Consider the following 25276-nt stretch of genomic DNA (forward strand, 5'->3'; position numbering starts at 1 on the left):
GCCAGCGCAGGCTCAGTCACCGAGGAGTACACATGAAACAATGGATTGCACCGCTGGCCGTCGTGGCCACCCTGCTGGGCAGCGCCGTCAGCGCCCCCGCTTACGCCCAAACCGCGGCCTACCCGTCCAAGCCCATCCGCTTGGTTATTCCCTTCCCGCCTGGAGGCGGCACCGACATCCTCTCCCGCCTGGTGGCGAACAAGTTGACCGAAAACTTCCAGTGGACCGTGGTGCCCGACAACAAGGCAGGTGCCGGCGGCACCATCGGCATTGCCGAAGCCATCAAAGCCGCGCCCACAGGGTATGACATGGTTATGGGCCAGAAAGACAACCTGGTCGTGGCCCCCTGGCTCTACGGCAACCTGCCCTGGGACCCGACCAAAGACTTGGTGCCCGTGGCCCACGTGGCCTACACCCCGGTGGTGATTGCCACCGCCGCCAACTCCAAGTTCAAGACGCTGGCGGACGTGGTCGCCGCTGCCAAAGCCGCACCTGACACCATTACCTACGGCTCACCCGGCAACGGCACCACCATTCACCTCGCGGGCAACCTGTTCGAAAAGGCTGCCAAGGTCGATATCCGCCACATCCCCTACAAAGGCTCCAACCCCGCACTGATGGACGCACTGGCCGGCAATGTGGATTTGTTGGTGTCCTCTGTACCCTCGGCGATTGCCCAGATCAAGGCGGGCAAATTGCGCGCCTTGGCAGTGACCTCTGCCGCCCGCAGCACCTCGCTGCCCGATGTGCCCACCGTGGCCGAGTCCGGCTACAAAGACTTTGATGTGAGCACCTGGTACGGCCTTTTCATGCCCGCCGGCACGCCCGCCAACGTGGTCACCTTGGTGAACAGCAAGGTCAATGAGCTGCTCGCCACCGCTGAATTCAAGGCCGCCATCCACGCCCAAGGGGCAGAGCCGCAGGCCATGAAGCCCGAGCAATTCGGAAACCTGCTGAAAACGGACTACGCAAAGTGGAAGGGCATTGTCCAGGCCTCCGGCGCCAAGGTGGAGTAGTCCGACAGAAGCCGCAAAACGCAACTGCTTCAGATCTGCCATTTCCTGCCGATATCAAGGCATGGAAATGGCTCACCCGGAACTCGAAGCGCGCCCGACAGAAACCTCGCCGCTCACGCTGCGCATACGGTCTGCGATTGCCCTGAGTGTCCGCAATTGCCTGTGCCACAGATTTCCCCACAATTTCCATTCCCTGTGCCACGCCTTTGCGGTGGTGGGGTCGAATGTGGCGAGCATCGCGCTCGATCGCAACTACCGCCCGGTTGCGGGTTTGGCGGCTATTGATGCGGGCAATGACCAGATCATCGTGATGGCCGATGAGCAGGCATTCAGCAACCCGCTGGGCGGTGCCTACCACTGCTGGATCGAGTCGGATGACGCAGCTCCGGTGGAGCTGATCGACTTCACTTTTGAACACAACCATATCTATGCCGAAGCCAACGGATACCCTTGGACCGGTGAGGAATCGCCGGCGTATCTGTGGGGCCCGTCTGATGTCATTTCGATTCGCACGCCCTTGGCCAGCCTCCGCGCGGGCTTTGGCAAAGACAAAATCTGGGTGAGCGAACCGCAGTCCGGCGCGCGATGGATGCAAGCGCACATTGCCAACAATACCAACGCCTATGTGCAGCTCACCTCTGAGGCATTAGCCCACTACCAGCAGTTAATGGCTTGAACCGCTCAGCACCCCGCAAAGGCGCGGCTATGGGAAAATAGCCGCCCCTCCACCTTGGAACGGGCCTGTCCGGCCCTCAAGCACCATGTCTTTGCCTACTTCTGACGCGCAACGCGTCTTCACCCTCAGCGACTTCGACTTTGAACTCCCCGAAGCACTGATTGCCCAACACCCCGCTACAGAACGCAGTGGCTCCCGATTGCTGGACGGCACGGGTGACACCTCGGTAGACCGCATCTTCAAAGACCTGCCCGGCCTGCTGCGTGCGGGCGATTTGCTGGTGTTCAACGACACCAAGGTCATCAACGCCCGCCTCTTCGGTGAAAAAACCACCGGCGGCAAGGTGGAACTGCTCATCGAGCGGGTGCTGGGCGGCAACCAGGTGGCAGCCCACATGCGGGTCAGCAAAAAGCCCGAGGTGGGCGCCACCATCAAAATGACCTGCGCGCCCGGCCAGGAAGACGGGCTTTGCGCCACCCTGCTGGGCCGCTGGCCGAATGTGGATGGGCCGATTTACCGCTTTGTCCTGAGCAACGACCGGGGCGATGACCCTTACACGCTCATGGAGCGCCACGGCCATGTGCCCCTGCCGCCCTACATCACCCACAGCGACTCACCGGAGGATGTGCAGCGCTACCAGACGGTGTTTGCCAAGAACCCCGGCGCGGTCGCCGCGCCCACTGCGGCCCTCCACTTTGACGAGGGTGTGTTTGCGCAGCTCGATGCCATGGGCGTACACCGTGCGCATGTGACGCTGCATGTGGGCGCTGGCACCTTCCAGCCGGTCAAAACCGAGAATATCGCCGAGCACCAGATGCACAGCGAGTGGTACAACGTGCCCACAGAAACCCAGGAAGCGATTGCCGCCTGCAAGGCACGTGGCGGGCGCATAGTGGCGGTGGGCACCACCAGTGTGCGCACACTGGAGAGCTGGGCCAAGACAGGCATTGCCAGTGGCGACACCAACATCTTCATCACCCCCGGCTTTGAGTTCAAGCTTGTCGATGTGCTGGTCACCAACTTCCACCTGCCCAAGAGCAGCCTGATGATGCTGGTGAGCGCCTTCACCGGCTATGACCATGTGATGGGCCTGTACCGCGACGCGATTGCGCGCGGCTACCGCTTCTTCAGCTATGGCGATTCCATGCTGCTGACGCGGAGGTAGAAGCCCCCTCGCTACACGGGTCGCTGGTCAGCGCAGGCTTGGCAACACACCGAGGCGCAAAAACTGCGTCTCGCCGTTGGAGCCATCCACACCGTCGTTGTCAGTAATCGCAAAGGTCTGGCCCGCGCTGTCCACCGCAAAGCTCTCCACCTTGTCCAGGACATAACCGTGGGGTTTTTGCAGGTCGGGCACCAGGTCGCGTAGCAGGCGCTTGCTCACGACCGGCACTTTGGCATCGCCGGGGGCGGCGGCGGTCAATCCAGCCACCGAGAAGCTGTGCAGGGTTTTCAAGGCGGAATCGCCAAACTGGTTGTCTCGCTCGATCACGACAAAGGTGTCAGGGCCGACAGCCGTGATTTCTGAGAGGCCTACCCAGCCGCCGTCGGCCTTGGTCGCTTCCAGTGGGTAGTGCAGCACGCCCCAGGTTTTGGTCGCCGGGGTGTAGCGCAAGATTTTGGTGAAACCCTTGGGGTCATCCTTCCACTCGCGTTGCACAGCCAGCCACACCACTTCCTGGTCGCCGGCGCCGGTAATGGTCACGCCTTCAAAACCAAAGCGGGTGGCATGGCGGGCCAGTGCCTCGGGCAACTCGATTTCTTCTTGCACTTCGGCCTTGGCATTCAGGCGCAAGAGCATGTTGCGCAAGGGCGCAGGCTTCTTGTCCGGGTCACCTTCCGAGGCCACCCAGAAGCCGCCATCCGCACGCTGGGCAATGCCCTCGCCGTCGTAGCCCACGGGCTTGCCGTCTTTGGTGACGGTCATCGCGTTCGTGATCAGTGCGGGCGTGAAATTCGTGTCGATTTCCAGAATGCGGGTAGTTGCGTAGACGCTGTCAGTCACAGCGAACAGGCGCCCGGCCTGCTTGCGGTCTGCAGTGATGCCGGAGATCGCGCCCCAAGGAATGGGCGGGCCGGCGGGCGAGTCGCTGGACATGAGCGTAGGGTACGCCGGTGCATCCGCTCCCTGCTGGTAAATCATCACACTCGAACGGGCGACGCCATCGTTTTCACTGGCCGCCACCAACAAGCCGCGCTGCGGGATCGCAGTCAGCCCTTCAGGGCCACTGCCGGCGGGCAAAGCCTGCAGATATTCAGGCGCTTTGCCTGCACCCCGGTCCCGCCACACGGTGACCAGCGAAGAACGTTCGGAGCCCACGAAGATCAGGGTGTCTTTGCCAAACACGCCGACCTCGACACCTTCGGGCTCGTTGCCTTTGGCAGCGGAGCGGCTCTCGGGGTAATGGCCCAGGCGCATTGCTTCATGGTCCAGGAAGTTGCCACTGTCCCACTCCACTTTGCCATCGGTGTTGAAGATGGAGATGCTGCGTGAGCCGCCTTTGTAGTCGCCCTCGTTGGCGGTCACAAAACGGGTGTTGTCCAGCCAGGCTACGGCATCGGGCTCACGCAGCAGGCCTTTGGCGGACTCGCTGGGGTTGATGATGCCGTCGCGGGTGCGATCAATCTCTTTCAAGTCCACCGCACCGGCGGAGAAATGCTTGATGACTTGGCGTTTGGCCACGTCGACCAACACGATATGGTTGTTCTCTTGCAGTGTCACCACCGCAATGCCTTGGGCGTTGACCTTGACCAACTCGGGCTCAGCGTCGTCCGGAGCGATCTCGGCCAAGCCGTTCAAGGCTACAGGGTGCGCGCGCGTGCAGTCCGGCATGCCTGTCGCGCTCAGGGGAATGATGGTGAGATTGCCACCCGGCAGCTGGGGGATGACGCCTTTGTTGAACTTTTCGTCCCGCTCGTTTTCCATCACGATGACAGCGTGGCGCCCGCCCTTGTCCAGGGCAATCGAATCGGGCTGGCCGAACAAGGGGCAGGTCCCCTGGGCCTTGCGGCTGGCCAGGTCAAACACTGCCAGATGGCCGGTGGGCTGGGTGAAGTCTTTGGTGGAGTTAACCGCTGCCAACACTTTGCCATGTGCAATCGTCACCGAGGTGGGCTCGCCTTCCACCGGCAAAAAGCCCGCAGGCTTGGGCTGCGCAGGGTTGCGAATGTCGATCAGGCCAATGCCCATTTGTTCGCCATCGGTGTAGGCGAGCGTCATGCCGTCTGCGCTGACTGCGACGATCTCCGCCACCGACTTTTTACTCACGTTGCGCCCGGCAGGCACATTACGGTGCGCTTCAAAAGTGGCGACGCGGTTGAAGTAAGGGCCTGTGGCCGTGGCCTTGGGTGACTGTTTAGGTTGGGCGGCGTGCACGGCGGCAACGCAAACCAGGCTGAGCGCGAGTGACGCATACAGGGGATGCAAACGCATGGATTTTCCTTACGGTGGCGAGGGAGCGCACAGCCACACCTTGCGGAGGCTTTCGCGCCAAAACCGCCGATTGGAAGCCGCGGATATGACGAAACGGTGACACATCCGTGTCCCATGGCTCGCCCCCAAGCCACCGCTTGCGAGAGGCGGCCGCTCCGCGCTGTGCGCCGCTGCAGTCGCTTCGCGGACAATAGAGGCATGCTGAAATTTGAACTTTTGAACAACGACCCCGCCACCGACGACGGCGCCTACTTGGGCAGCCACGCCCGCCGCGGCCGCCTTACGCTGAACCATGGCGTGGTCGAAACCCCCATCTTCATGCCTGTGGGCACCTACGGCACTGTCAAAGGCGTGATGCCGCGCAGCCTGCACGACATGAACGCCCAGATCATCTTGGGCAACACCTTCCACCTCTGGATGCGCCCGGGCCTGGACGTGGTCGAAAAGTTCGGCGGCTTGCACCAGTTCGAAAAGTGGGACAAGCCCATCCTCACCGACTCGGGCGGCTTCCAGGTCTGGAGCCTGGGCGAGATGCGCAAGATTTCGGAAGAAGGCGTGAAGTTCGCCTCGCCCGTGAACGGCGACAAGCTGTTTTTGACGCCCGAAATCAGCATGCAGATCCAGACCACGCTGAACTCCGACATCGTGATGCAGTTTGACGAGTGCACCCCCTACCTGTCGGTGGAGACCAAGACCAAAGGCCAGATCACCACCGAGCGCGAAGCCCGCAGCTCCATGGAACTGAGCTTGCGCTGGGCCAAGCGCTGCCAGGATGAGTTTGCCCGCCTGAACAACCCCAACGCACTCTTCGGCATCGTGCAGGGCGGCATGTTTGAGCACCTGCGCGACGAATCGCTGGCTGGGCTCGAAGCACTGGACTTCCCCGGCATCGCCGTGGGTGGCCTGTCGGTGGGTGAGCCCAAAGAAGACATGATGCGCATCCTGAAGCACATCGGCCCCAAGCTGCCTAAGCACAAGCCGCACTACCTGATGGGCGTGGGCACCCCGGAAGACCTGATTGCCGGCGTGCAAAACGGCATCGACATGTTCGACTGCGTGATGCCCACCCGCAATGCGCGCAACGGCACGCTGTTCAGCCGCTACGGCGACCTGAAAATCCGAAACGCCCGCCACAAGAGCGACGAGCAGCCGCTCGACGTGACTTGCACCTGCTACGCCTGCGCGGGCTCCAGTGGTGTGAGCTGGGCGGACGGCGGACGCGAAGGCTTCAGCCGCGCCTACCTGCACCACCTGGACCGCTGCGGTGAGATGCTCGGCCCGATGCTGGCCAGCGTGCACAACCTGCACTACTACCTGAACCTGATGCAAGAAGTGCGCGACGCGCTGGACGCAGGCCGCTTTGGCGCTTTTGTGCAGCAGTTTCACGCAGACCGCGCACGCGGAGTGTGAGCCTGCGCCAAACGGCACAAGTAAAAGGGGCCCTTAGGCCCCTTTTACTTGCTACTGAATTGATAGCTACCCGCGCAGATATTACCTGCGCCAACAGCCCATTTGACTCATAACCGGAAGGTCGCCACCACCTGAACGAGATCCGTGGCCTGGCTCTTCAGGCTGCTGGCAGCAGCAGCCATCTCTTCCACCAAGGCCGCGTTTTGCTGCGTGGCTTGGTCCATCTGAGTGACTGCTTCACCGATCTGGTTGACCCCCGCGCTCTGCTCGTGGCTGGCTGCGCTGATCTCTCCCATGATGTCTGTCACCCGCCGGATGCTGCTTACCACTTCTGTCATGGTGGTGCCGGCTTTGTCCACTAGGGCGGTGCCTTGCTCCACCCGCTCTACGCTGGCGTTGATGAGCATTTTGATTTCCTTGGCTGCTTCGGCCGAGCGGCCCGCCAGTGAGCGAACCTCTGAGGCCACCACGGCAAAGCCTCTGCCTTGCTCTCCGGCACGGGCGGCTTCCACCGCGGCGTTGAGGGCCAGGATGTTGGTCTGGAAGGCGATGCCGTCAATGACGCTGATGATGTCGGCGATCTTGCGGCTGGCTTCGTTGATGCCTTTCATGGTGTCTACCACTTGGCCTACGACTTCTCCGCCCTGCACCGCAACCGTGGAGGCGTTGGTCGCCAGCTGGTTGGCCTGGCGGGCGTTGTCGGCGTTTTGTTTCACTGCTGAGTTCAGCTCTTCCATGCTGGCTGCGGTTTCTTCCAGGGCGCTGGCTTGGCTCTCCGTCCGGGCTGAGAGGTCGTGGTTGCCTTGCGCAATCTCCGCACTGGCCGTAGCCACAGACTCCGAGCCCTCCCGGACCTTGGAGACCACATGCCCCAGCTTGGTCTGCATCTGCTCCAGGCTCCCAAGCAAGCGCCCCAATTCATCCGTACCCTTGATCGCCACCCGGCTGCTCAAATCACCGTCGGCAATCCGGCCGGCCAACTCCATTGCCTGCTGCACTGGTTGAATCACGCTCGCAGGCACCATCCAGATCAACAACACCCCGACCAGCACAATGACCAGCAAGGCACCCACCATGGCGCGCTCTGCCGAGGCCACGGTGTCCTGCACCTTGAGGGCCGCCTTGGCCGTTCCGTCCAGGTTGAACTTGAGGATCTTCTCCATCGCGCCAAAGGTTTGCTGGAAAGCGGCAGGGGCTTTTGCGGCGAAATCGTCGCGGGCACGGGCTAACGCTTCTTCTGAACCACTGGCGCTGCCCATGCCATCCAGCACTGCTTTCACGATCCCGAAATAGGCATCCCGTTGCGCTTGGTATTCCGCGAACAAGGCCTTTTCGGCATCCGCTTGCGGATCCCCCGCCTCATAAGACAAAAGGGTCGCGGCATAGACCTCGGTGGCTTTGCGCAAGGCCTCGCCGTTTTCGTTGAGCCGGCGGCTGAAGGTAGCCAGGTCTTGCTTGTCACGGCCGCCCACCCGGTCGCTGACCAGCAGGTAGTGATCTGCCACAAAACCTTTCATGTTGCCGAGGTTCTCGATGGCGGGAATCCATGAGGTCGCGACCTCGCCCGACTCGAACTTGACCGACATATTGCGGTACAGCGAGTTGGCCGCACTCAGAATGGCCAAAGCCAAAATCAGGGCCAAGCCCAGGGTGATGCGAGCACGTATGCCCAGATGGTTCAAGCTCATCGACGTTCTCCGCAGAGGGCGCTTCCAACGCGCAAAAGGTGAAACTCCGGCTTAGTCCAGGTCTTCATGACCGAGCCGGCGAAAAATCTGGCGCACGGCGCTCAAAAGGTTTCCCAATCATCATCGCCGCCCGCCGGAGTGACCCGAGCTACCGGCTTCGGCAGGGCGGTTACCTTGGGAGCCGACAAAGACGACGGCGCTTTGGCCGCTGGCGGGCGTGATGCGGCGGGCTTGGCTAGGTGCTGGGCTGGCGGCCGCAGCGCAGGCTTGCTGACCGGTTTGGGCAAGGGGCGGGGTGCAGGCGCGGGTCGTGCGGGCGGTGCGATCGAGGGCACCGATACCGTGCGGGTCTGCTGCCCCGCGGCAAGCTTAAATACCGACACCACCTGCACCAGGTCATTGGCCTGGCTCTTCAGGCTGCTGGCTGCGGCAGCCATCTCTTCCACCAGGGCCGCGTTTTGCTGCGTAGCCTGGTCCATCTGGGTGACTGCTTCTCCGATCTGGTTGACCCCTGCGCTCTGCTCGTGGCTGGCTGCGCTGATCTCTCCCATGATGTCTGTCACCCGCCGGATGCTGCTTACCACTTCTGTCATGGTGGTGCCGGCTTTGTCCACTAGGGCGGTGCCTTGCTCCACCCGCTCTACGCTGGCGTTGATGAGCATTTTGATTTCCTTGGCTGCTTCGGCCGAGCGGCCCGCCAGGGAGCGGACTTCGGAGGCCACCACGGCAAAGCCCCGGCCTTGCTCGCCGGCTCGGGCAGCTTCCACCGCTGCGTTGAGGGCGAGGATGTTGGTCTGGAAAGCAATGCCGTCAATGACGCTGATGATGTCGGCGATCTTGCGGCTGGCTTCGTTGATGCCTTTCATGGTGTCTACCACTTGGCCTACGACTTCTCCGCCCTGCACCGCCACCGTGGAGGCGTTGGTTGCCAGCTGGTTTGCCTGGCGGGCGTTGTCGGCGTTTTGTTTGACCGCTGAGTTCAGCTCTTCCATGCTGGCTGCGGTTTCTTCCAGGGCGCTGGCTTGGCTCTCCGTCCGGGCTGACAGGTCGTGGTTACCTTGTGCGATCTCGGAGCTGGCACTTGCCACCCCTTCTGACCCTTGGCGCACTTGTGTCACGACGCGCACCAGACTGTCCTGCATGCCTTGCATGGCCTGCAACAGCTTGCCCACCTCATCTTGGCTGGTACTGTTGATAGGCTCACTCAGGTTACCGCTAGAGACTGCCTCAGCGGCCAGGAGCGCTTGACCCAAGGGGCGGGTGATCGAACGGGTAATAACAGTGGCAATCACCACCCCGAAAACCAAGGCCAGCAGCAAGGCAGCCCCTAGCGTGTTGCGCGCAGCCGCATAGGTCGCATCAGCCTCTTTGATTTGCGCGTCTGCGGCATCCCGATTGAGATCAATCATTTTTTGCAGCGTCGCCTTGGAGCGCTCAAACATGGCTTTTGACTCAGCATCGAGCAACATGGCCGCGCCGGTTGCATCGTTGCGGCGGGAGTAGTCTTTGATGTCTTTATGAAGATCGAGATACTTCATCCGGAATTTGACGAACTCTTCATACAGGCGCTTTTCTTCGTCGGAGCTAATGAGCGGCTCGTAGCGCTCGCGGCTCGCTTTGATAAGCGCCTGTGTCGCATCCAAGACTTTTTCAATATCTTGCTTGGCCCCTTCTTCGATACTGAGGGCATGCTGCATTTCAAAAATGCGGAAGTCTGAGATCAGGGTGTTGAGGTGATTCGCCTCTTGCACGCTGGGCAATGCGTTTTCTGCAATTGCTTTGGCAGCCCCTTCCAAGGCCGCCAAGCGATTAAGAGCCAAGCCGACGACCAGCAATATCAACAGCAACAAAACACCAAAGCCTGCATAAAGCCGGGTGCCAATCTTCAAATTACCCATCGCAATCTCCTCTTAATCTATGGGTCGGATGGGCCCTGTAGCCGCACCTTCGTGGGGTTCAGAACCGTACCGTTTATTCGTGAAAAACCGTCAACACGCCGATGTATCCGTACAACTGATCGGCAGCAATCTCGCCACCCGCAAAAAAACCCACCAGTGGCACGTCGCCCAAAGCGCGGCGCACGATCTGCATCTCGGCGCTAGGTGCGCCAAAGTGCGGCCCCCCGCGCCCGGAGCAACTCACATACACCGCACCGGCAATGCGCCGCGCCGGATGGGGGGCGGACATGGCCTCGTCTGCGTGCAGTGCAGTCGCTAATGCAAAACTCAATTCCTGGGGCTCCAGCTCTTCGCGGATTTCCGCCCCGATGCGCATCAGGTCTGCGCGGGCAGCCTCGCGGTTGCGGCGGCAAAAAGCCAGCTGCGCCCCCACGGTGATCTGTTCTGCGACTGCAAAGCCACGGCGCCCCGGATCCAGCCCGATGATGTGGCGCACCATGACCTCGCTGCCGAAATTGCCGGTGCTGCGCACCATGCCGGGCGCATCGTCCGCGGCACTGGCCGCCAAGGCCACCAAGGTCGCCCGGACTGTCGGTAGCGCAGCCTCGGGCTGATCGAGGGTGACACCCAGGTCCTGCAAGAGCACGTCCAAGGCGGGTTTGCCGTCCAAAGAGATCACTACATTGCGATCGGCTTCGGTGATCGTACGTGTTTTGGATACCGGGCTGCACCCTTGCGTGACCCGCGACACCAGAGCGACCTCGCGGGTGAAAGCCACGCCACTCAAGCCTCCGGAAAAAACCCCGCTTGCCGTCCCGTGACCACTCAGGTTGCCATCGGCTGCGACGGCAAACTGCACACTGCGGCCCCGGCTGCTGCTGATGCCGCCGAACAAATAGCCCGTGGTGGTGCGACCGGCCATTTCCTCGACCAAATCGCCCAAATCCACCGTACCGCCGTCGGCATGCACCAGCGCCGTGTGGGCCTCAAACCCGAGCCCCAGCGGGGCGATCCCGGAAAACACCCGGTATTGGTCACCGGGTATGTCCATCAACATCACAGCCAGCGCGGGCTCGTCAAAGTACTCGACGTTGTTGCTCGCAATCCCGACGCCCACCGTGCCCGACCAATCGGTCACGAGGGGAAGTTCACCGCTCAGGTGCTCCAGGATGTCTTGCGCATGGGGCGCGTAATGGTCGGTGATGTAGAGCAAGGCCAGCGTGGGTTGGGACGCGTAGTCCGGCAGCGCCATTTGCGCGCGCAACTGCGCCAACACCAGCGCGGCGGCCATAGGCCACTGCGGATGGGTGGCGTGGGCATAGGGGAACAAACGCATCACTGGTGTACCAACTCCGTTAATAAGCCGCAGGCCTAACGGCCGCTGGCTTTGCGGGCCGGCGCTTTGCGCGGAGCCGCCTTTTTGGCGACCGCTTTTTTGGTGGCTGCCTTGGCTGTTTTGAGGGCGTCTTTGGCCAAACCGGCGGCCATGTTTTTGGTGATGTCTACCGCTGTTTTGCTCGTGGCCTCTTTGAGCGCGTTGGCAGCAATGTGTTGAAACTGTTGGGTCAGCGCGCCCCACAGTTGCAGGGGGTCGCCCAGCGGGTTGGCGGCCGGCGCATCGGCTGATTTGCTCTCGGCTTTGCTGTCGGATTTGCCGGTAGCAGCCTCGGCAATGGATTTTGCGGTTTCGGTGGCTTTCTCGGTCGCTTTCTGAACACCGCTGTAAACCGAATCAGCCGCCTTGAGCTTGAGTGCATTGGCCATGTCGCCAATGTTGAAATTCATGCCCTTGAGGGTGGCCAGCGTCATCTTCTGGACCTCCAGTGCCTGAATCGTGGCGGCCAGGGCCCGCGAGTTTTGCTCCAGCCAGAAGTGCACGTTTTTCAGCTCATCGATGCGCTTGTCCAGCTCTTCCACATTCAAGGTCGGTGCCACCCAGTTGCCCAGGTTGGGCATCTGGGGGATGTTGCTGCCGGCACCTTTGGCCAGGTTTTGCAGAAAGTCAAAACCGGGCACAAATTTGCCGAAACCGGTGCTGTCTGAATCGCTCATTGCTGCTCCTCGGGCTCGATATAGGCCACACCGACAGCTTACTCCAAGCCACAGAAATTGAAGAGCAGAAAAGCCCCTGCTTCGGGCCTGCAAACTCCCGCCCCACAGCGACGCCCTCAGCGAACCGGGGCGTCACCCGCATGTCAAGACAAGGCGGCCTTGAGCCCGGGCCACCGCGAAATCAGCACATAGTCCAACACGATGGCGGCCAGCATCACGCCACCGGCCAAAGGAAACGCGAGACCGGTGAGCACCATGACGATGGCGCCACCCTTCCACAAGGGCGTCTGCGCGGGCACCGACGGTGCAACCAAGCGACCACTCCCCGCAGGCCTACGAATCCACCACATCACCACACCACTGACGCAAAGCAACACAATGGCCAGGCAGGCCAGGATGTTGGCCCAGGCGCTCCACAGGCCGATATCGCCCTGGTGCAGCGCAATGCCGATGGCCATGCCTTTGGCAACCACTGAGTAGTCGGCAAACGCCACATCGGCCAGCACCCGACCGGTATAGCGGTCTATGTGCACGGTGCGGTCTTTGAAAGGATTGGTCAGGTCGCCACTCATGGTGTCGGCGGAGACGGTGTACACCCCCTTCTCGTCCTGCGGCAGGTTGATATGGAACTGCCCGGCAAAGCCCAAGCGATTCGCCAAAGCCGCCACGCCATCGAGATTGACCGGCTCCCCGGCGGCTACGCCCGGTACGCCAGCGCCCGAACCGGACTGCGGCACCGGGGTTTGCTCCAGGCCCCAAGGCACATCGCGGATGCCTGCTGAGTTCAGGCTGGCGTGGGTCAGGTCGGAGGTGGGCACCGCGTCCCACTTGGCCGCAGGGAAGGTGCCCCAAGGCTGCACAAACTTGCCGCCCCAGACTTCCGTCCACGACATGCCGGTCAGCAAGAAAGAGAACAGCACCACGCTGATCCAGAAGCCAATGCTCGTGTGCAAAGACTTCCACCACCGGCGGCCTGTGGCCCGCCACTCAGGCACCAGCGCCTGCGACCAGCCGCTGCCATTGCGCGGCCAGAACAGGTACAGGCCGGTCACGATCATCACGATCCCCAGACCGGAAGCCACCTCCATGACGCGCTTGCCGGTGTCCCCCAGCAGCAGGCTGGCGTGAATCTTCCGGGCCCAGGCGAAGCCGGTGCTCTCTTTGTCTGTGGACTGGATGACAGTAGCGGTATAGGGGTTGACCGCAACCGCCTCGGTCGCGTCACCCCGCGCCAGGATGAACCAGGCCGCCAAGTCCGGCGACTTGGGTGCGATGTATTCCTTCAGCGTGGCATCCGGAAACTGGGCAAACACGGCCTTGGCTTGGGCGGTAACCGCTTGGGTCGTGGCTTGCGGCTGCACGTACACCAGGTTGCCGAGGCGGCTCTGGAAACCGGTGAAATACACCATCACCAAACCGGTGATCGCCAGCACCAACAAAAAGGGAGCCACAAACAGACCGGTATAAAAATGCCAGCGCCAAGCAGTTGCATACAGATGGGAAGACGAGGCTGCGCGCGCTGGCGCCGCCTTAGGGGCAAGAGAAGACATAGTTCAAACATCCACGAAACATGAAGCACCGCAACCGGCGAAGAAACATCGCCAGGCCGCGGAGAGAGCCTGCACACAGCCGGTGCAGGAAGGTGCTTATGTCAAGTCCGGCGGGCCCCGCGCTGGCGGCGGACGCGAGAGTGTGTGAAGCAGGTGCGCGGCTGGCAGCACCGCAATCGCGACGCTACCGGCAGGCTCCGCCGCAAAGGGCAAGGCGGCGGGCGGTGGCGCCGCACGGTCTGAGGGTTGCAGGCAAAACGGGCAGTGGTCCAGCGAGAGGGCCAAAGGCGCGTCGGCAGGTCTATCTACCGACGCATCTGCAGCTCCGCGCACCCACTGGGCTGCACCATTGGCGGAACAAATTTCGACCCACGCCCCGGCGCTGGCCCATGCCGCTGCGCGAGATACGGTGGGCAATGCCGCACCCAGCCCCATGACGCACAGCATGAGCCACACCGCCCATCGGCGATGGAGTGGCATGCGGTTCATGGAGTGGGGCAAGGCCACGCTACAGGCTCTGAGGCGTTAGCCACTTAGTGCTTGTGGGCCCCGTGCGCAGGCGCTGCAGCCGCTCCGGCGGGGGCAGTTTGCGAGACCGGCAGCTTGAGCTCTTTTTTGGTTTCTACGCCCTTGGCGTCTTTGAAAACCAGGGTGACCGGGATGGTGGTGTCTTTTTGCAAAGGCAGCTTCAAGTCCATCAACATGACGTGATAGCCGCCCGGCTTGAGCTCGACTGGCTTGCCCGCAGGCAGCTCCAAGCCGTTAGCGAGCGCACGCATTTTCATGACGTCGCCCTCCATCTTCATTTCGTGCACCTCGGCCACTCCGGCGACCGGGGAGCTGACGGACACCAAGCGACCGGGCGTTTGCGCGGTCAATGTCATGAAGGCGCCGCTGGCCTTCTGGCCTTGCACCGTGGCGCGGGCCCATGCGTTTTGCACCTCCACGTTTTGGGCCTGGGCCCACGACGTGAATGCAAGACCGGTGACGCACACCGCGGTGGCAATAGAACGGATCAATGTCATAGCTACTCCTGTAAAAGTTCAGTGGGCATGGCCGCCGGCGGCCTGGACATCCAAGACATCCAGACGGGCCGCGGGGAATTCCAAACGGTGGGCGTTTTGCCCGTGCGCGGGGATCTCGACCCAAGCGTTCCGGCCGGACTCGCACGCCTGCACCACTTTGAACCACAAAGTACCCGGCTTCTTGGGGGTGGTGCCGCGGAACACAAATTCGTCGGCAAACGCATCGGGGAGCGCATTCTCAGCGCCTTTGGCGGTCCAGGTGATTTCCTGCACGCCCTCGGTATAGGTTTTGCCATGGGCTTCGTAGGGTTGCTCGAGCTTGCCGATTTTGGTGCTTACCACCCAACCTGGCTTGACCAGGGGCTGCGCGCTCGTGAACCCGGAAGGGATTGCCACCGTGATCGCCGTGGTGGCCGCACCGGCACAGCCGTGCCCCACCCTCAGAACCGCACGGTAACCCGCGCCGGCTGCTGCAGCCTGGTCAGCCAGCGTTACATGAGAAAAAACAGCGCTAGCGCCCGTCATCATTGCGCAAGCAGCTACTAATTTAATAGCAAAACGAACCATACAACACCCCAATAGGATCGGCCTAGCCCGGTGCGAACACGCACGGCAAGGCACACCTGACTCACAAAAAACGAATGGAAAGCGGGAGCCGCCAGCCGGGCAGCCACAAGCTGCCGACGGGCTTAGACCAAAGCGGGGGGGCCGCGGGCCGACGCGGGGTCGGCATCTTGGGGGGTGAAGTGCCGGAAGGCGGCCATTGGCCGGACGGCAGGAGGAGTTTCGGGCGATACCGCCCCGGGGAAGACGGACGGCGGCGCACCTGCTGACAAGCACAGCACGCAGTCCAGCGCATGAGCCATCGGCTGGGCGCCGGTGTCATCGCTACCGGACACCAGCTTGACGACACCCGCCGTGGTGCACACCAGGGTGAGCGCCTGCGGGTTCACCACGGGTGCCGCGACCGCCACGCCAATCGACAGCGCAAACCACACCAACATCCAACGGATGATGGAGCGTGCCTGGCGCAAGGATTGAAGGGTGGACATGGGTCGGGATTATGTACGAGCCGGCGGCAGGGGGCCTGGCCATCGCCCCAAGCTTGACCCGCATCAAAGCTTTTTCCGGCGGGCAGGTAGAGCATGGCAAAACCACAACGCAGGAAACACCATGACACACCCCGACCTCCACAGCTACCAGAAACAATTGCTCCAGCAGCGCGACGACTTGCGCGCCCGCCTGAACCAGCTGCGCGGTGGCGAACCCAGCCGGGCATTGGCCTCGGCCGCACATTTCAGCGGACACGAAGACCCCCAAGCACAAGCCAACACCGAGCGCGACCTGGAGCTGGCGCTGGACGAGCACGAAACGGCCGAACTGCGCCGCATCGATGCGGCCTTGCAACGGGCAGCGCTCGGCACTTATGGCCGGTGCATCGCTTGCGGCACCACCATCCCCGAAGCCCGGCTGCGCGCCACTCCGGACGCCGAGCGCTGCATCGACTGCCAAAGCGCCCTCGAAGACGCCTGATCGGCACCGCGGCAGCGCGGAGGGCTGGTATTCTCGGGCGCTCTTTCGACCACGCCGGCCCGCCCGGCGTTATGCGCCATGATGAATTACACCTTCGCCTCTGCGACCATTCTGCTGATCCTGATCACGGATCCGATCGGCAACATTCCCATTTTTGCCAACGCGCTCAAACACGTGGCGCCCGAGCGGCGGCACAAGGTGATCCTGCGGGAGATCCTGATCGCTTTCGCCCTGCTGCTGACCTTCATGTTTGTGGGCGAGAGCTTTTTGCGGGTGATGAATTTGAGCGAGCTGTCCCTGCAGATCGGCGGCGGCGTGATTCTGTTCCTGATTGCGCTGCGCATGGTGTTTCCTCCACCGAGCACCGCAGAGAGCGAGATCAAGACCGAGCCCCTGATCGTGCCGCTGGCTATACCCGCGGTGGCCGGCCCCTCGGCCCTGGCCACAGTGTTGCTGCTCGTGTCCCAACAGCCCGACCGCCGCATGGAATGGATCGGCGCGCTCTGCGTGACCATGCTGGTCAGCGCGGTGGTGCTGGTGTCGGCCGAGCGGATTCAGCGCATCATCGGCGACCGACTGGTCGTGGCGGCAGAGCGCCTGATGGGTCTGGTGCTGGTGTCGGTGGCGATTGAAATGATGCTGCGCGGCATCAAGACCTTTGTGCAGCAGGTCGCCGCAGCCAGCTGAGCTGCCGTAGCTCCATGAAAAAAGCGCTCCACAGGGAGCGCTTTTTTGTGGGTCAGGCGCTTAGCCCGCCAACCCCGCGGCGTGGTGCCGCACATGGTCTTCGATAAAGGTACTGATGAAGTAGTACCCGTGGTCGTAGCCCGCATGACGGCGCAGGGTGAGCGGCTGCCCGACTTGCGCACACGCGGCCTCGAGGGCCTGCGGGTACAGCTGCTCCGCCAAAAACTTGTCTGCCAGCCCCTGGTCCACCAGAATGCCGCCGGGGTACGGCGCAGCGGTTTGAGCCGCCATCAGGGCGCTGGCGTCGTGCGCAGCCCACAGGCTCTCGTCCGGCCCCAAATACCCGGTAAACGCCTTTTTGCCCCAGGGGCACTGGGTGGGGGCGCAAATCGGCGCCAACGCCGACAAGGTTTTGAACATGCCGGGGTGGCGTTGCGCCAGGGTCAGGGCGCCGTGGCCACCCATGGAGTGCCCGCTCAAGCCGATGCGGGCGGCATCGACTGGCAGCTCCCGGGTGATCTGCGGCAACAGCTCGCCGATCAAATAACTCTCCATGCGCCAGTGGCCACTCCAGGGCGCTTGGGTGGCATCAAGGTAGAAGCCTGCGCCCACGCCAAAGTCCCAATGCTCCGCCTCGCCCGCCAGCCCCGCACCACGCGGGCTGGTGTCCGGGGTGATCAGTGCGAGGCCCAACTCGGCAGCCACCCGCTGGGCACCGGCCTTGAAAGCAAAGGTTTCTTCGGTGCAGGTCAGCCCCGCCAGAAACACCAGCGCAGGCACCGGCCCTGCCGATGCTTGGGGCGGCAGAAACACGCCGAAACGCATCGGCAGCCCGATTTCTGTCGAGGCGTGCTTGTAAAAGCGCTGCACGCCGCCGAAACACGCGTGCTCGCTCAGCAGTTCAAAGTGGGGGTTTTGCATTGTTTGCTATCAAAAGAGTAGCTGCTTGCGCAAGCGTTACCAGCGCCAGCAGCACTTTTCATCAATAAATGACGACGCCGCGGATCGACTCGCCGCGCTTCATCAAATCGAAGCCCTTGTTGATGTCTTCCAGCGGCATGGTGTGGGTGATCAGGCTGTCGATGTTGATCTTGCCTTCCATGTACCAGTCCACGATCTTGGGCACATCGGTGCGGCCGCGTGCGCCACCGAAGGCAGAGCCCTTCCATTCCCGGCCGGTGACCAGCTGGAAAGGTCGGGTAGAGATTTCGGCACCAGCTTCGGCCACACCGATGATGATGCTCTGGCCCCAACCCTTGTGGGTGCACTCCAGCGCCTGGCGCATGACCTTGGTGTTGCCGATGCACTCGAAGCTGTAGTCCGCGCCGCCGTCGGTGAGTTGAACGATCGCGTCCACGATGTTGCCGCCAGCAGCTTCGATGTCTTTCGGGTTCAGGAAATGGGTCATGCCGAAGCTGCGGGCCATGGCCTCTCGCTCGGGGTTCAGGTCCACGCCGATGATCTTGTCCGCGCCCACCATCTTCAGGCCCTGGATCGCGTTCAGTCCGATGCCGCCCAAGCCAAACACCACCGCGTTGGCGCCGGCTTCCACCTTGGCGGTGAAGATCACTGCGCCGATACCAGTGGTCACGCCGCAGCCGATGTAGCAAACCTTGTCAAAAGGAGCGTCGTCACGGATTTTGGCCAAGCTGATTTCAGGAGCCACGGTGTAGTTACTGAAGGTGCTGGTGCCCATGTAGTGGAAGATGGGGTCGCCATTCAGGCTGAAGCGGCTGGTGGCATCGGGCATCAGGCCCTTGCCCTGGGTGCCGCGGATCAGCTGGCACAAATTGGTTTTGCGGGACAGGCAGAACTTGCACTGGCGGCACTCGGGGGTGTAGAGCGGAATGACGTGGTCGCCCTTTTTGAGACTGGTCACGCCCGGGCCCACGTCCACCACAATGCCGGCGCCTTCGTGGCCCAGGATCGCGGGGAAGATGCCTTCAGGGTCGGCACCGCTCAGGGTGTAGTAGTCGGTGTGGCAGATGCCGGTGGCCTTGATTTCGACGAGCACTTCGCCGAACTTGGGGCCTTGCAGGTCTACGGTTTCAATGGTGAGGGGTTGGCCTGCTTTCCAGGCGACGGCGGCACGTGTTTTCATTCGGAGCTCCCTAGGGTGGTTTCTGGAGATGCATCAGGGGACGCATCGGTAATGGTGGATTCTGGGGTGACAGCGCTGGCTTGAGCAGCAGCCCGCGGCCGGCCTTCCGCCGGCACGAGCTCTTGCAGGATGGCGCCGAACACACTGGCGCCATCGCGGCCTTTGACCTCGATGCGGATGGTGTCGCCGAACTTCATGTACTCCGTGGTGGGCCTGCCGTCTTGCAGGGTTTCCATGGCACGCTTTTCGGCGATACAACTGTAGCCGTTGGGCCAGTCTGTACGGTTCTTGCGCACCACCCCTTTGTTGCTGACGGTGCCCGAACCGATGATGCTGCCAGCCCGCAGACGCCGGGTTTTGGCCGCGTGCGCAATGAGCTGGCCAAAGTGGAAATGCATGTCGGACCCGGCCTCGCAGAGCCCGACTTTGCGGCCGTTCCATATGCACTGCACCGGCAGGTGGACCCGGCCGCGGGCCCAGGCGTCGCCCAGTTCGTCCGGAGTGACCATGACAGGCGCAAACGCGGTCGCGGGTTTGCTCTGTACAAATCCGAAGCCTTTGGCTAGCTCATCGGGCACCAGGTTACGCAGGGTCACATCGTTGACCAGCGCGATCAGGCGGACTGCGTCCAAGGCACGGTCTGAGGCACAGCCCATGGGCACATCGCCGGTCACCACGGCGAGCTCGGCCTCGAAGTCCGCGCCCCAGGCCTCGCTGGCGCACACGATATCGACATGCGGGCCCGCCAAGTCGTCGCTACCGCCTTGGTACATCAAGGGGTCGGTCTGTGCGCTCTCGGGCATTTCTGCACCCCGGGCTTTGCGCACCAACTCCACATGGTTCAGATAAGCAGAGCCATCAAGCCACTGATAGGCCCGTGGCAAAGGCGCCATGCACTGGGCCGGATCAAAAGCGAACGCGTGACGCGCCCGCCCCTGGTTGAGCTGGGTGTAGACCTCCTCCAAAGCCGGGGCAAGGTAATTCCAGTCATCCAGCACCTGCTGCAATCGATTGGCAATATGGGTGGCGTAATGGGCCTGACTCAAGTCCCGCGAGACCACGACCAATTGGCCGTCACGGGTACCGTCCTGGTAGGTGGCGAGTTTCATGCGCGCATTTTCGCTGGGTTTGCAAAGCCTGCGCACACTTGTGTCTACCGTACACTGCCGCGCAACGTTCTACACACCATGATGGCCACCGATTACGCCACCTCAGCGCCTCTGCGCCGACGCCCTTGGCACCTCGTAGCCCTGGGGGTCTTGGTGCTGGTGTTGCACTGGAGTTTGCTAGGCGGCTTTGCGTACACCATGCCGTGGCTGGCTGAAAGCAGCGCGGTGGATGCGCCCCCTATGCTCCTCCCGTCACTGTCGACCCGGGTGATTGCAAGCCAGGCCGAACCGGACACGCCGCCGCCCACTGCAGCCCCCGCCGTAGCACGCACGCGGCCTGCAGCAGCCGCCCCCCGTCACACCGACATTGGCGTGGCCGTCAACAGCGATACCGCCAGCGGTGCCAGCACAACGCCTGCAAGCGACAACCCGGCCACTACGCCGCCCGCAGACTCGCCGGGTGAACAGGCCGCCACCGCGGCACCATCCAGCGAGCCGGCAGGTCTGGACAAAGCCGCAGACAGCGCCGCCGAAGCACCCGCCCCGCCTACGCCCCCAGCCGCGCCCGCCAAGAACACCGAGCGGCCTTTGCGCTTCGCATTTCCACCGCCAATGCAACTCAACTACGACGTGAGCGGACTGACGGACGGCCAACAAAACGTGGTGAGCGCAACGATTGCATGGCGACACGACGGCGCGGCCTACCAAGCCAGCCTGAACGTCACCAAATTCATGCTGAGCTTGCGGCAATGGAACAGCAAAGGCGCGTTGACCGTCGCCGGCCTTGCACCTGCGCGGTTTGGCGAAAAAGGCTTCCGTCGCGCAGAAGTCGCGTCGCACTTTGTGCGTGAAGAAGGCCGTGTGATTTTTAGCGCCAACTCTGCGCCCGCCCCCCTGCTACCGGGGGCGCAAGACCATATGAGTGTGTTCATGCAACTGGCGAGCATGTGGGCCGGTGAGCCCAACCGGTTTGGCGCTGGCGATTCGCTGTCGTTCCAGTCCATCGGCCCGAGGCAAGCGGAAACCTGGACTTTTGTGGTGTCTGCGGAAGATCGCATCAGCGTTCCGGGCGGCAATATGCAAGCCATCAAGCTCACACGCGAGCCCACGGGGGAGTACAGCACCAAAGCAGAAATCTGGCTGGCACCCCAACTGGCTTATATGCCCGCCCACATCCGACTGTCCGAACCCAACGGCAACGTGCTCGACATGGTCTGGACCGGCAGCCAACCCCTTTGAATAACCCCATCACCTGTGCCCCCTGATTCATTCGCTACCACCTCAAGACGCGCCCTGCTGACGCTCGCAGCCGCATGGGCCGGCTCCTCCTGGGCCCAAACCAGCCCTGCAGAGGCCGCACCGGCTTCTGCCGGGCTGTACCAGCCGCCACCATCGGCTCGCATCGCCTATGACGTGGATGGGCTCATAGGCGGATCGTCTTACAGCGGCAACGCGGAGTTGGTGTGGACGCGGGATAGCAAAAACTATCAAACGCAGTTGCTGATCCGCAAATTCGGACTCACGCTTCAGGCGTGGACCAGTGCGGGCAGGCTCACCGCACGCGGTTTAGAGCCCGAGACTTTCAGCAGCCAAAAAATAGGCCAAGCCGAGATATTTGCCTACTTCGAACGGGATGCAAACCGGATCCGCTTTAGCGCCGGCACTCCGAATGCCCCTTTGCAGCGCGGTGCCCAAGACCAACTCAGCGTGTTCATGCAACTGGCCAGTCTGTTGGGCGGCGCCGGTACATCTGCGACCTCGGGAAAAGCCATCGGCATGCAAGCGATTGGCGACCGGTACGCCGAACAATGGAGCTTTCACCCGTCCGCGCCGGAAACGGTGAAGCTGCCAAGCGGGGCGCTTCAGGCCATCAAGCTCACCCATGAACCCACGGCAGAGCGCAAGCAGCGCCTGGATCTCTGGTACGCGCCCACCCCGCACTATGTACCGGTGCGGATACGCATTACCGAGGCCAACGGGGATTACCTTGATTTAGTGGGGGCAAATACCCAATTCCGCTGAGGTTCGCACGCGGGCGCGTTTTTGCTGCTACTCTTGAATCGGTGCAGATGGCATCCATTTACGGTTCATCTCTCAGGTAACACCTATGCAAACGCTCTACGACTCCGATTCTTTCTCCGTCACCCACATGCTCGCCAATGGCGAGGCCGAGGGTCAGGCACCGGAAAAAACCGAGCGCTACCCCTTGGGCGTACCGAGCCTGGCGCGCCATGGCTTCGAAATTGTGGACAAACGCTCCAACAAAGAGGTGTACCTGGACGGCTCTTGGGCCGAACTCTTCCAGCAGCACATCATGGCCTGGCAAGTCAACACGCCCACCCAAGAGGAAGTGGAAGACACGCTGGAGCAATACGCCGAGCTGGCGCAAACGCCGGTGCAGATTCACTGACTCGGGACATTGCCGGCGGCTCTGCCCCGGTTGCGCGGAACTGCGACAATCGGGGGATGAGCCAGACCTATATTCTTACGTTTTCCTGCCCCGACCGCTTGGGGCTTGTCCATGCTGTTTCGGGTTTTTTGCTGGAACGCGGTGGCAACATTGAAGAAGCAGCCCAGTACAACGACCACGACACCGGCCTGTTTTTCATGCGGGTGCAGTTCAGCTGCGACTCGCTCAGTGCGGATGAGTTAAAAGCCCAGATCGGCACCTTGGGACAAACCTTGCAGCTGCAATGGAGCCTGCACACCCAGGCACAGCCGGTGCGCACCGTCATCATGGTCAGCAAGGAAGGGCATTGCCTGAACGACTTGCTGTTCCGCTGGAAGAGCGGACTGCTGCCACTCGACATCCGGGCCATCGTGTCTAACCACCGCGAGTTTTATCAACTCGCTGCCAGCTACAACGTGCCCTTCCACCACATCCCGGTGACTGCCGCTACCAAAGAGCAGGCCGAGGCTAAGCAGCTCGAGATCATCGAGGCAGAAGGCGCGGAACTGGTGGTGTTGGCCCGTTACATGCAGATCCTGAGCGACAACATGTGCCAACAACTCAATGGCCGTGCCATCAATATCCACCACAGCTTTTTGCCCAGCTTCAAGGGTGCCAAGCCGTACTACCAAGCCCATGACCGCGGCGTGAAACTGATCGGTGCAACCGCCCACTACGTGACGGCAGACTTGGACGAAGGCCCGATCATTGAGCAGGATGTGGCCCGCGTGGACCACAGCCGCACCGTAGAGGACCTGACCACGCTAGGCCGCGACACCGAAAGCCAAGTGTTGGCACGCGCGGTCAAGTGGCACAGCGAACACCGTGTGCTGCTCAACGGCCACAAGACGGTGATCTTCCGCTAACGACACCAGGAATAAAAAACGGCGGCCATGGGGCGCCGTTTTTGTTGGTGCCAACCAAAGACTTAACTGCGCAAGTGGAAGCGTCCTACTAGCTGATCCAACGACTGCGCTTGCTCATCCAGCGATTGCGCTGCAGCGGCGGCCTCTTCCACCAGCGCGGCGTTTTGCTGGGTGCTGTCATCCAACTGCGCAACCGCCCGGTTGATCTCTTCAATGCCGTGGTTCTGCTGCGCCGAAGCGCCTGAGATCTCGTCCATCACGGCACTGGTTTGCTGCACAGTCTCTGCCATTTCGCTGATGGTCTGGCCCGCCTTGCTGGCGAGTTCTGCGCCTTCAGTGACCTGGCGGGTGGACTCCTCGATCAGCGCATTGATTTCACGGGCTGCTTTGGCACTGCGTTCGGCCAGTGAGCGCACTTCCTGCGCAACCACCGCAAAGCCACGTCCTTGCTCTCCGGCGTGCGCCGCCTCGACCGCCGCATTGAGCGCCAGGATGTTGGTCTGAAAGGCGATTCCCTCAATCACACTGATGTTGCCGTGAATGGCCTGGGTGCTCTTGCTGATCTTCTCCATGGTGCTGATCACATCGGCCACCACTTCTCCCCCCAAGCGGGCGGAGCGGCTGGCATTGCCCGAGAGCTGTGCAGCTTCCGCAGCGCTCTCGGCATAGCGCCGGGTCAGCGATGCCATCTGCTCCACGTTGGTGCTGGTTTTTTCTAGGGAGGCACTTTGCTGCTCGGTGCGCTGGGACAAATCGAGGTTGCCCATGGAGATCTCGCGCGAGGCATTGGCCACTTGCTTGGAGCTGTCGGCGATGTCGCGCATGGTGTCCGAGAGCTTCATCTGCATGTCGCGCAGCGAATACAGCAGACTGTCGCTGTCTTTGGGGGCAAGCCGGATTTGCATGGTCAGGTCACCATCCGCGATACGGCTGGCAATGGACTTGGCATAGGCAGGTTCACCACCCAGCTGGCGGGACAAGCGTCCGGTAACCCAAGCGCTGATCACGAGCGACAACACGAGTAGCAACAGCATGATGCCGACGACCCACATTTGAGAAGACTGGTAAATCTGGCCTGCCATTTCAATCGTGGCCTTGGCCGACTGTGCGCGTTGCTCCACCAAGGTATCGACCAGCTTTTCCAACTTGCGGGTGTCGTTGAGCAGGCGAGCGTCCTCGGTGGGTACATCGGTACTCATCTGCAACAGATCAAGGGGCTGCTCTTTCACCAATGCAATATAGGCACGTTGGCGCTTGGTCCAGCTGCCCATGGCATCGATCAGCTGTTGGCTAGTGGCCGTGGTTTCCTCAGAATCAGACAGGCCTTTGATGATGTCCAAGCGCTTGGCAATATCCGCCAAGCTGGTTTCGATCGCAGCGCCCAAGGTGTCCCGCTCAGCTGCCGTGGTAGCCGTGAGCAGCTGTGTCTGGGCGCGGCTGGCGCGAAGAATCAGGCTACGAGCCTCCTCGGCAGCCTGACCTGCGGCGTACTCCTGCTCGTAAATCACCTTGGTGGAGGCGTTCAAGCGTCCCATCTGGAACAGAGAGAACACCCCAATCACCACCGCGCCCAACAGCATGCTGGCAAACGCCATCCACAAAGTCGAGCGGACGGTCAAATGGTCCAGCGCAGCGATGCGCGTTCGGCGGTAAGGAACCGACTCAGGGGGCTCACTGCTTCCAACGACAGAAGCAGAAGATTCGGGTACGACGTCAGCGTTACTCATGGTAAGCCCTCTGTGGGGTTTCAAAAAACTCAGGATACTGAATTTCAGCCCCGTCC

Annotated in this window: 24 protein-coding genes; 10 read left to right on the forward strand and 14 right to left on the reverse strand. The window is 62.0% G+C overall.

The window, feature by feature from the left end; translation table 11 throughout:
• Window positions 1-32: 32 nt before the first annotated feature.
• The 3 genes from RAE21_RS14490 to queA all read left to right on the forward strand — a co-directional run bounded on the left by RAE21_RS14490 (window position 33) and on the right by queA (window position 2857).
• Window positions 33-1016, forward strand: a complete 984-nt coding sequence (locus RAE21_RS14490; RefSeq protein ID WP_313881968.1) for a Bug family tripartite tricarboxylate transporter substrate binding protein — start codon at window positions 33-35, stop codon at window positions 1014-1016.
• Window positions 1017-1077: 61 nt separating this feature from the next.
• Window positions 1078-1692, forward strand: coding sequence for a hypothetical protein (locus RAE21_RS14495; RefSeq protein WP_313881969.1), 615 nt, complete (start codon window positions 1078-1080; stop codon window positions 1690-1692).
• Between the two features lie 85 nt (window positions 1693-1777).
• Window positions 1778-2857: a tRNA preQ1(34) S-adenosylmethionine ribosyltransferase-isomerase QueA gene (queA, locus tag RAE21_RS14500; RefSeq protein WP_313881970.1), complete on the forward strand. Its 1080-nt coding sequence runs from the start codon at window positions 1778-1780 to the stop codon at window positions 2855-2857.
• 27 nt (window positions 2858-2884) lie between these two features.
• On the opposite strand, the gene RAE21_RS14505 is transcribed toward queA, so the two are convergent.
• Window positions 2885-5125, reverse strand: a complete 2241-nt coding sequence (locus tag RAE21_RS14505; RefSeq protein ID WP_313881971.1) for an esterase-like activity of phytase family protein — start codon at window positions 5123-5125, stop codon at window positions 2885-2887.
• A gap of 198 nt (window positions 5126-5323) precedes the next feature.
• Between RAE21_RS14505 and tgt the strand changes: the two genes are divergently transcribed.
• The gene (gene tgt, locus RAE21_RS14510) at window positions 5324-6535 is read left to right on the forward strand and encodes a tRNA guanosine(34) transglycosylase Tgt (protein ID WP_313874291.1); all 1212 of its coding nucleotides are present in this window, start codon (window positions 5324-5326) and stop codon (window positions 6533-6535) included.
• Window positions 6536-6642: 107 nt separating this feature from the next.
• On the opposite strand, the gene RAE21_RS14515 is transcribed toward tgt, so the two are convergent.
• The 9 genes from RAE21_RS14515 to RAE21_RS14555 all read right to left on the reverse strand — a co-directional run bounded on the left by RAE21_RS14515 (window position 6643) and on the right by RAE21_RS14555 (window position 15800).
• A complete protein-coding gene (locus tag RAE21_RS14515; RefSeq protein ID WP_313881972.1) occupies window positions 6643-8223 on the reverse strand; it encodes a methyl-accepting chemotaxis protein in 1581 nt (526 codons plus the stop codon).
• A gap of 101 nt (window positions 8224-8324) precedes the next feature.
• Window positions 8325-10121 carry a methyl-accepting chemotaxis protein gene (locus RAE21_RS14520; RefSeq protein WP_313881973.1) on the reverse strand — a complete coding sequence of 599 codons (1797 nt, stop codon included), beginning with the start codon at window positions 10119-10121 and terminating at the stop codon, window positions 8325-8327.
• A 73-nt stretch (window positions 10122-10194) separates the two neighbouring features.
• Entirely contained in the window at window positions 10195-11457 is a 1263-nt protein-coding gene (locus tag RAE21_RS14525; protein WP_313881974.1) for an FIST signal transduction protein, read from the reverse strand.
• Between the two features lie 35 nt (window positions 11458-11492).
• Window positions 11493-12173 carry a PhaM family polyhydroxyalkanoate granule multifunctional regulatory protein gene (locus tag RAE21_RS14530; protein WP_313881975.1) on the reverse strand — a complete coding sequence of 227 codons (681 nt, stop codon included), beginning with the start codon at window positions 12171-12173 and terminating at the stop codon, window positions 11493-11495.
• Window positions 12174-12316: 143 nt separating this feature from the next.
• Window positions 12317-13723, reverse strand: coding sequence for a PepSY-associated TM helix domain-containing protein (locus RAE21_RS14535; protein ID WP_313881976.1), 1407 nt, complete (start codon window positions 13721-13723; stop codon window positions 12317-12319).
• A gap of 96 nt (window positions 13724-13819) precedes the next feature.
• Entirely contained in the window at window positions 13820-14203 is a 384-nt protein-coding gene (locus tag RAE21_RS14540) for a DUF2946 family protein (protein ID WP_313881977.1), read from the reverse strand.
• 53 nt (window positions 14204-14256) lie between these two features.
• The gene (locus RAE21_RS14545) at window positions 14257-14748 is read right to left on the reverse strand and encodes a copper chaperone PCu(A)C (RefSeq protein WP_313881978.1); all 492 of its coding nucleotides are present in this window, start codon (window positions 14746-14748) and stop codon (window positions 14257-14259) included.
• 18 nt (window positions 14749-14766) lie between these two features.
• Window positions 14767-15273, reverse strand: a complete 507-nt coding sequence (locus RAE21_RS14550; protein ID WP_313881979.1) for a YcnI family copper-binding membrane protein — start codon at window positions 15271-15273, stop codon at window positions 14767-14769.
• A 164-nt stretch (window positions 15274-15437) separates the two neighbouring features.
• Window positions 15438-15800, reverse strand: coding sequence for a DUF2946 family protein (locus RAE21_RS14555; protein ID WP_313881980.1), 363 nt, complete (start codon window positions 15798-15800; stop codon window positions 15438-15440).
• 121 nt (window positions 15801-15921) lie between these two features.
• Here RAE21_RS14555 and RAE21_RS14560 point away from each other — a divergent pair, with 121 nt between their 5' ends.
• Complete coding sequence (locus tag RAE21_RS14560) at window positions 15922-16281, forward strand: TraR/DksA family transcriptional regulator (RefSeq protein ID WP_313874299.1); 360 nt, start codon at window positions 15922-15924, stop codon at window positions 16279-16281.
• A gap of 81 nt (window positions 16282-16362) precedes the next feature.
• Entirely contained in the window at window positions 16363-16968 is a 606-nt protein-coding gene (locus tag RAE21_RS14565) for a MarC family protein (RefSeq protein WP_313881981.1), read from the forward strand.
• A 60-nt stretch (window positions 16969-17028) separates the two neighbouring features.
• Here the strand turns inward: RAE21_RS14565 and fghA are convergent, their stop codons facing one another.
• The 3 genes from fghA to RAE21_RS14580 form a co-directional block, all read right to left on the reverse strand.
• Window positions 17029-17889 carry an S-formylglutathione hydrolase gene (gene fghA, locus RAE21_RS14570; protein WP_313881982.1) on the reverse strand — a complete coding sequence of 287 codons (861 nt, stop codon included), beginning with the start codon at window positions 17887-17889 and terminating at the stop codon, window positions 17029-17031.
• Window positions 17890-17950: 61 nt separating this feature from the next.
• On the reverse strand, window positions 17951-19069 hold the full coding sequence (locus RAE21_RS14575) for an S-(hydroxymethyl)glutathione dehydrogenase/class III alcohol dehydrogenase (RefSeq protein ID WP_313881983.1): 1119 nt from the start codon (window positions 19067-19069) through the stop codon (window positions 17951-17953).
• Window positions 19066-20178, reverse strand: coding sequence for a fumarylacetoacetate hydrolase family protein (locus tag RAE21_RS14580; protein WP_313881984.1), 1113 nt, complete (start codon window positions 20176-20178; stop codon window positions 19066-19068). The genes RAE21_RS14575 and RAE21_RS14580 overlap by 4 nt, the downstream gene beginning before the upstream one ends.
• Window positions 20179-20256: 78 nt before the next feature.
• Here RAE21_RS14580 and RAE21_RS14585 point away from each other — a divergent pair, with 78 nt between their 5' ends.
• The 4 genes from RAE21_RS14585 to purU all read left to right on the forward strand — a co-directional run bounded on the left by RAE21_RS14585 (window position 20257) and on the right by purU (window position 23493).
• Window positions 20257-21417: a DUF3108 domain-containing protein gene (locus RAE21_RS14585; RefSeq protein ID WP_313881985.1), complete on the forward strand. Its 1161-nt coding sequence runs from the start codon at window positions 20257-20259 to the stop codon at window positions 21415-21417.
• Window positions 21418-21432: 15 nt separating this feature from the next.
• Window positions 21433-22200 (forward strand): DUF3108 domain-containing protein, encoded by a 768-nt coding sequence (locus RAE21_RS14590; protein WP_313881986.1) that lies wholly within the window; start codon window positions 21433-21435, stop codon window positions 22198-22200.
• A gap of 85 nt (window positions 22201-22285) precedes the next feature.
• Complete coding sequence (locus RAE21_RS14595) at window positions 22286-22588, forward strand: BTH_I0359 family protein (protein WP_313874305.1); 303 nt, start codon at window positions 22286-22288, stop codon at window positions 22586-22588.
• A 56-nt stretch (window positions 22589-22644) separates the two neighbouring features.
• On the forward strand, window positions 22645-23493 hold the full coding sequence (gene purU / locus RAE21_RS14600) for a formyltetrahydrofolate deformylase (protein ID WP_313881987.1): 849 nt from the start codon (window positions 22645-22647) through the stop codon (window positions 23491-23493).
• A 62-nt stretch (window positions 23494-23555) separates the two neighbouring features.
• Here the strand turns inward: purU and RAE21_RS14605 are convergent, their stop codons facing one another.
• Entirely contained in the window at window positions 23556-25220 is a 1665-nt protein-coding gene (locus RAE21_RS14605) for a methyl-accepting chemotaxis protein (RefSeq protein ID WP_313881988.1), read from the reverse strand.
• Window positions 25221-25276: the final 56 nt, after the last annotated feature.

It is taken from the genome of Rhodoferax potami, assembly GCF_032193765.1.
In the GTDB taxonomy this organism is placed as follows: Bacteria; Pseudomonadota; Gammaproteobacteria; order Burkholderiales; family Burkholderiaceae_C; genus Allorhodoferax; species Allorhodoferax potami.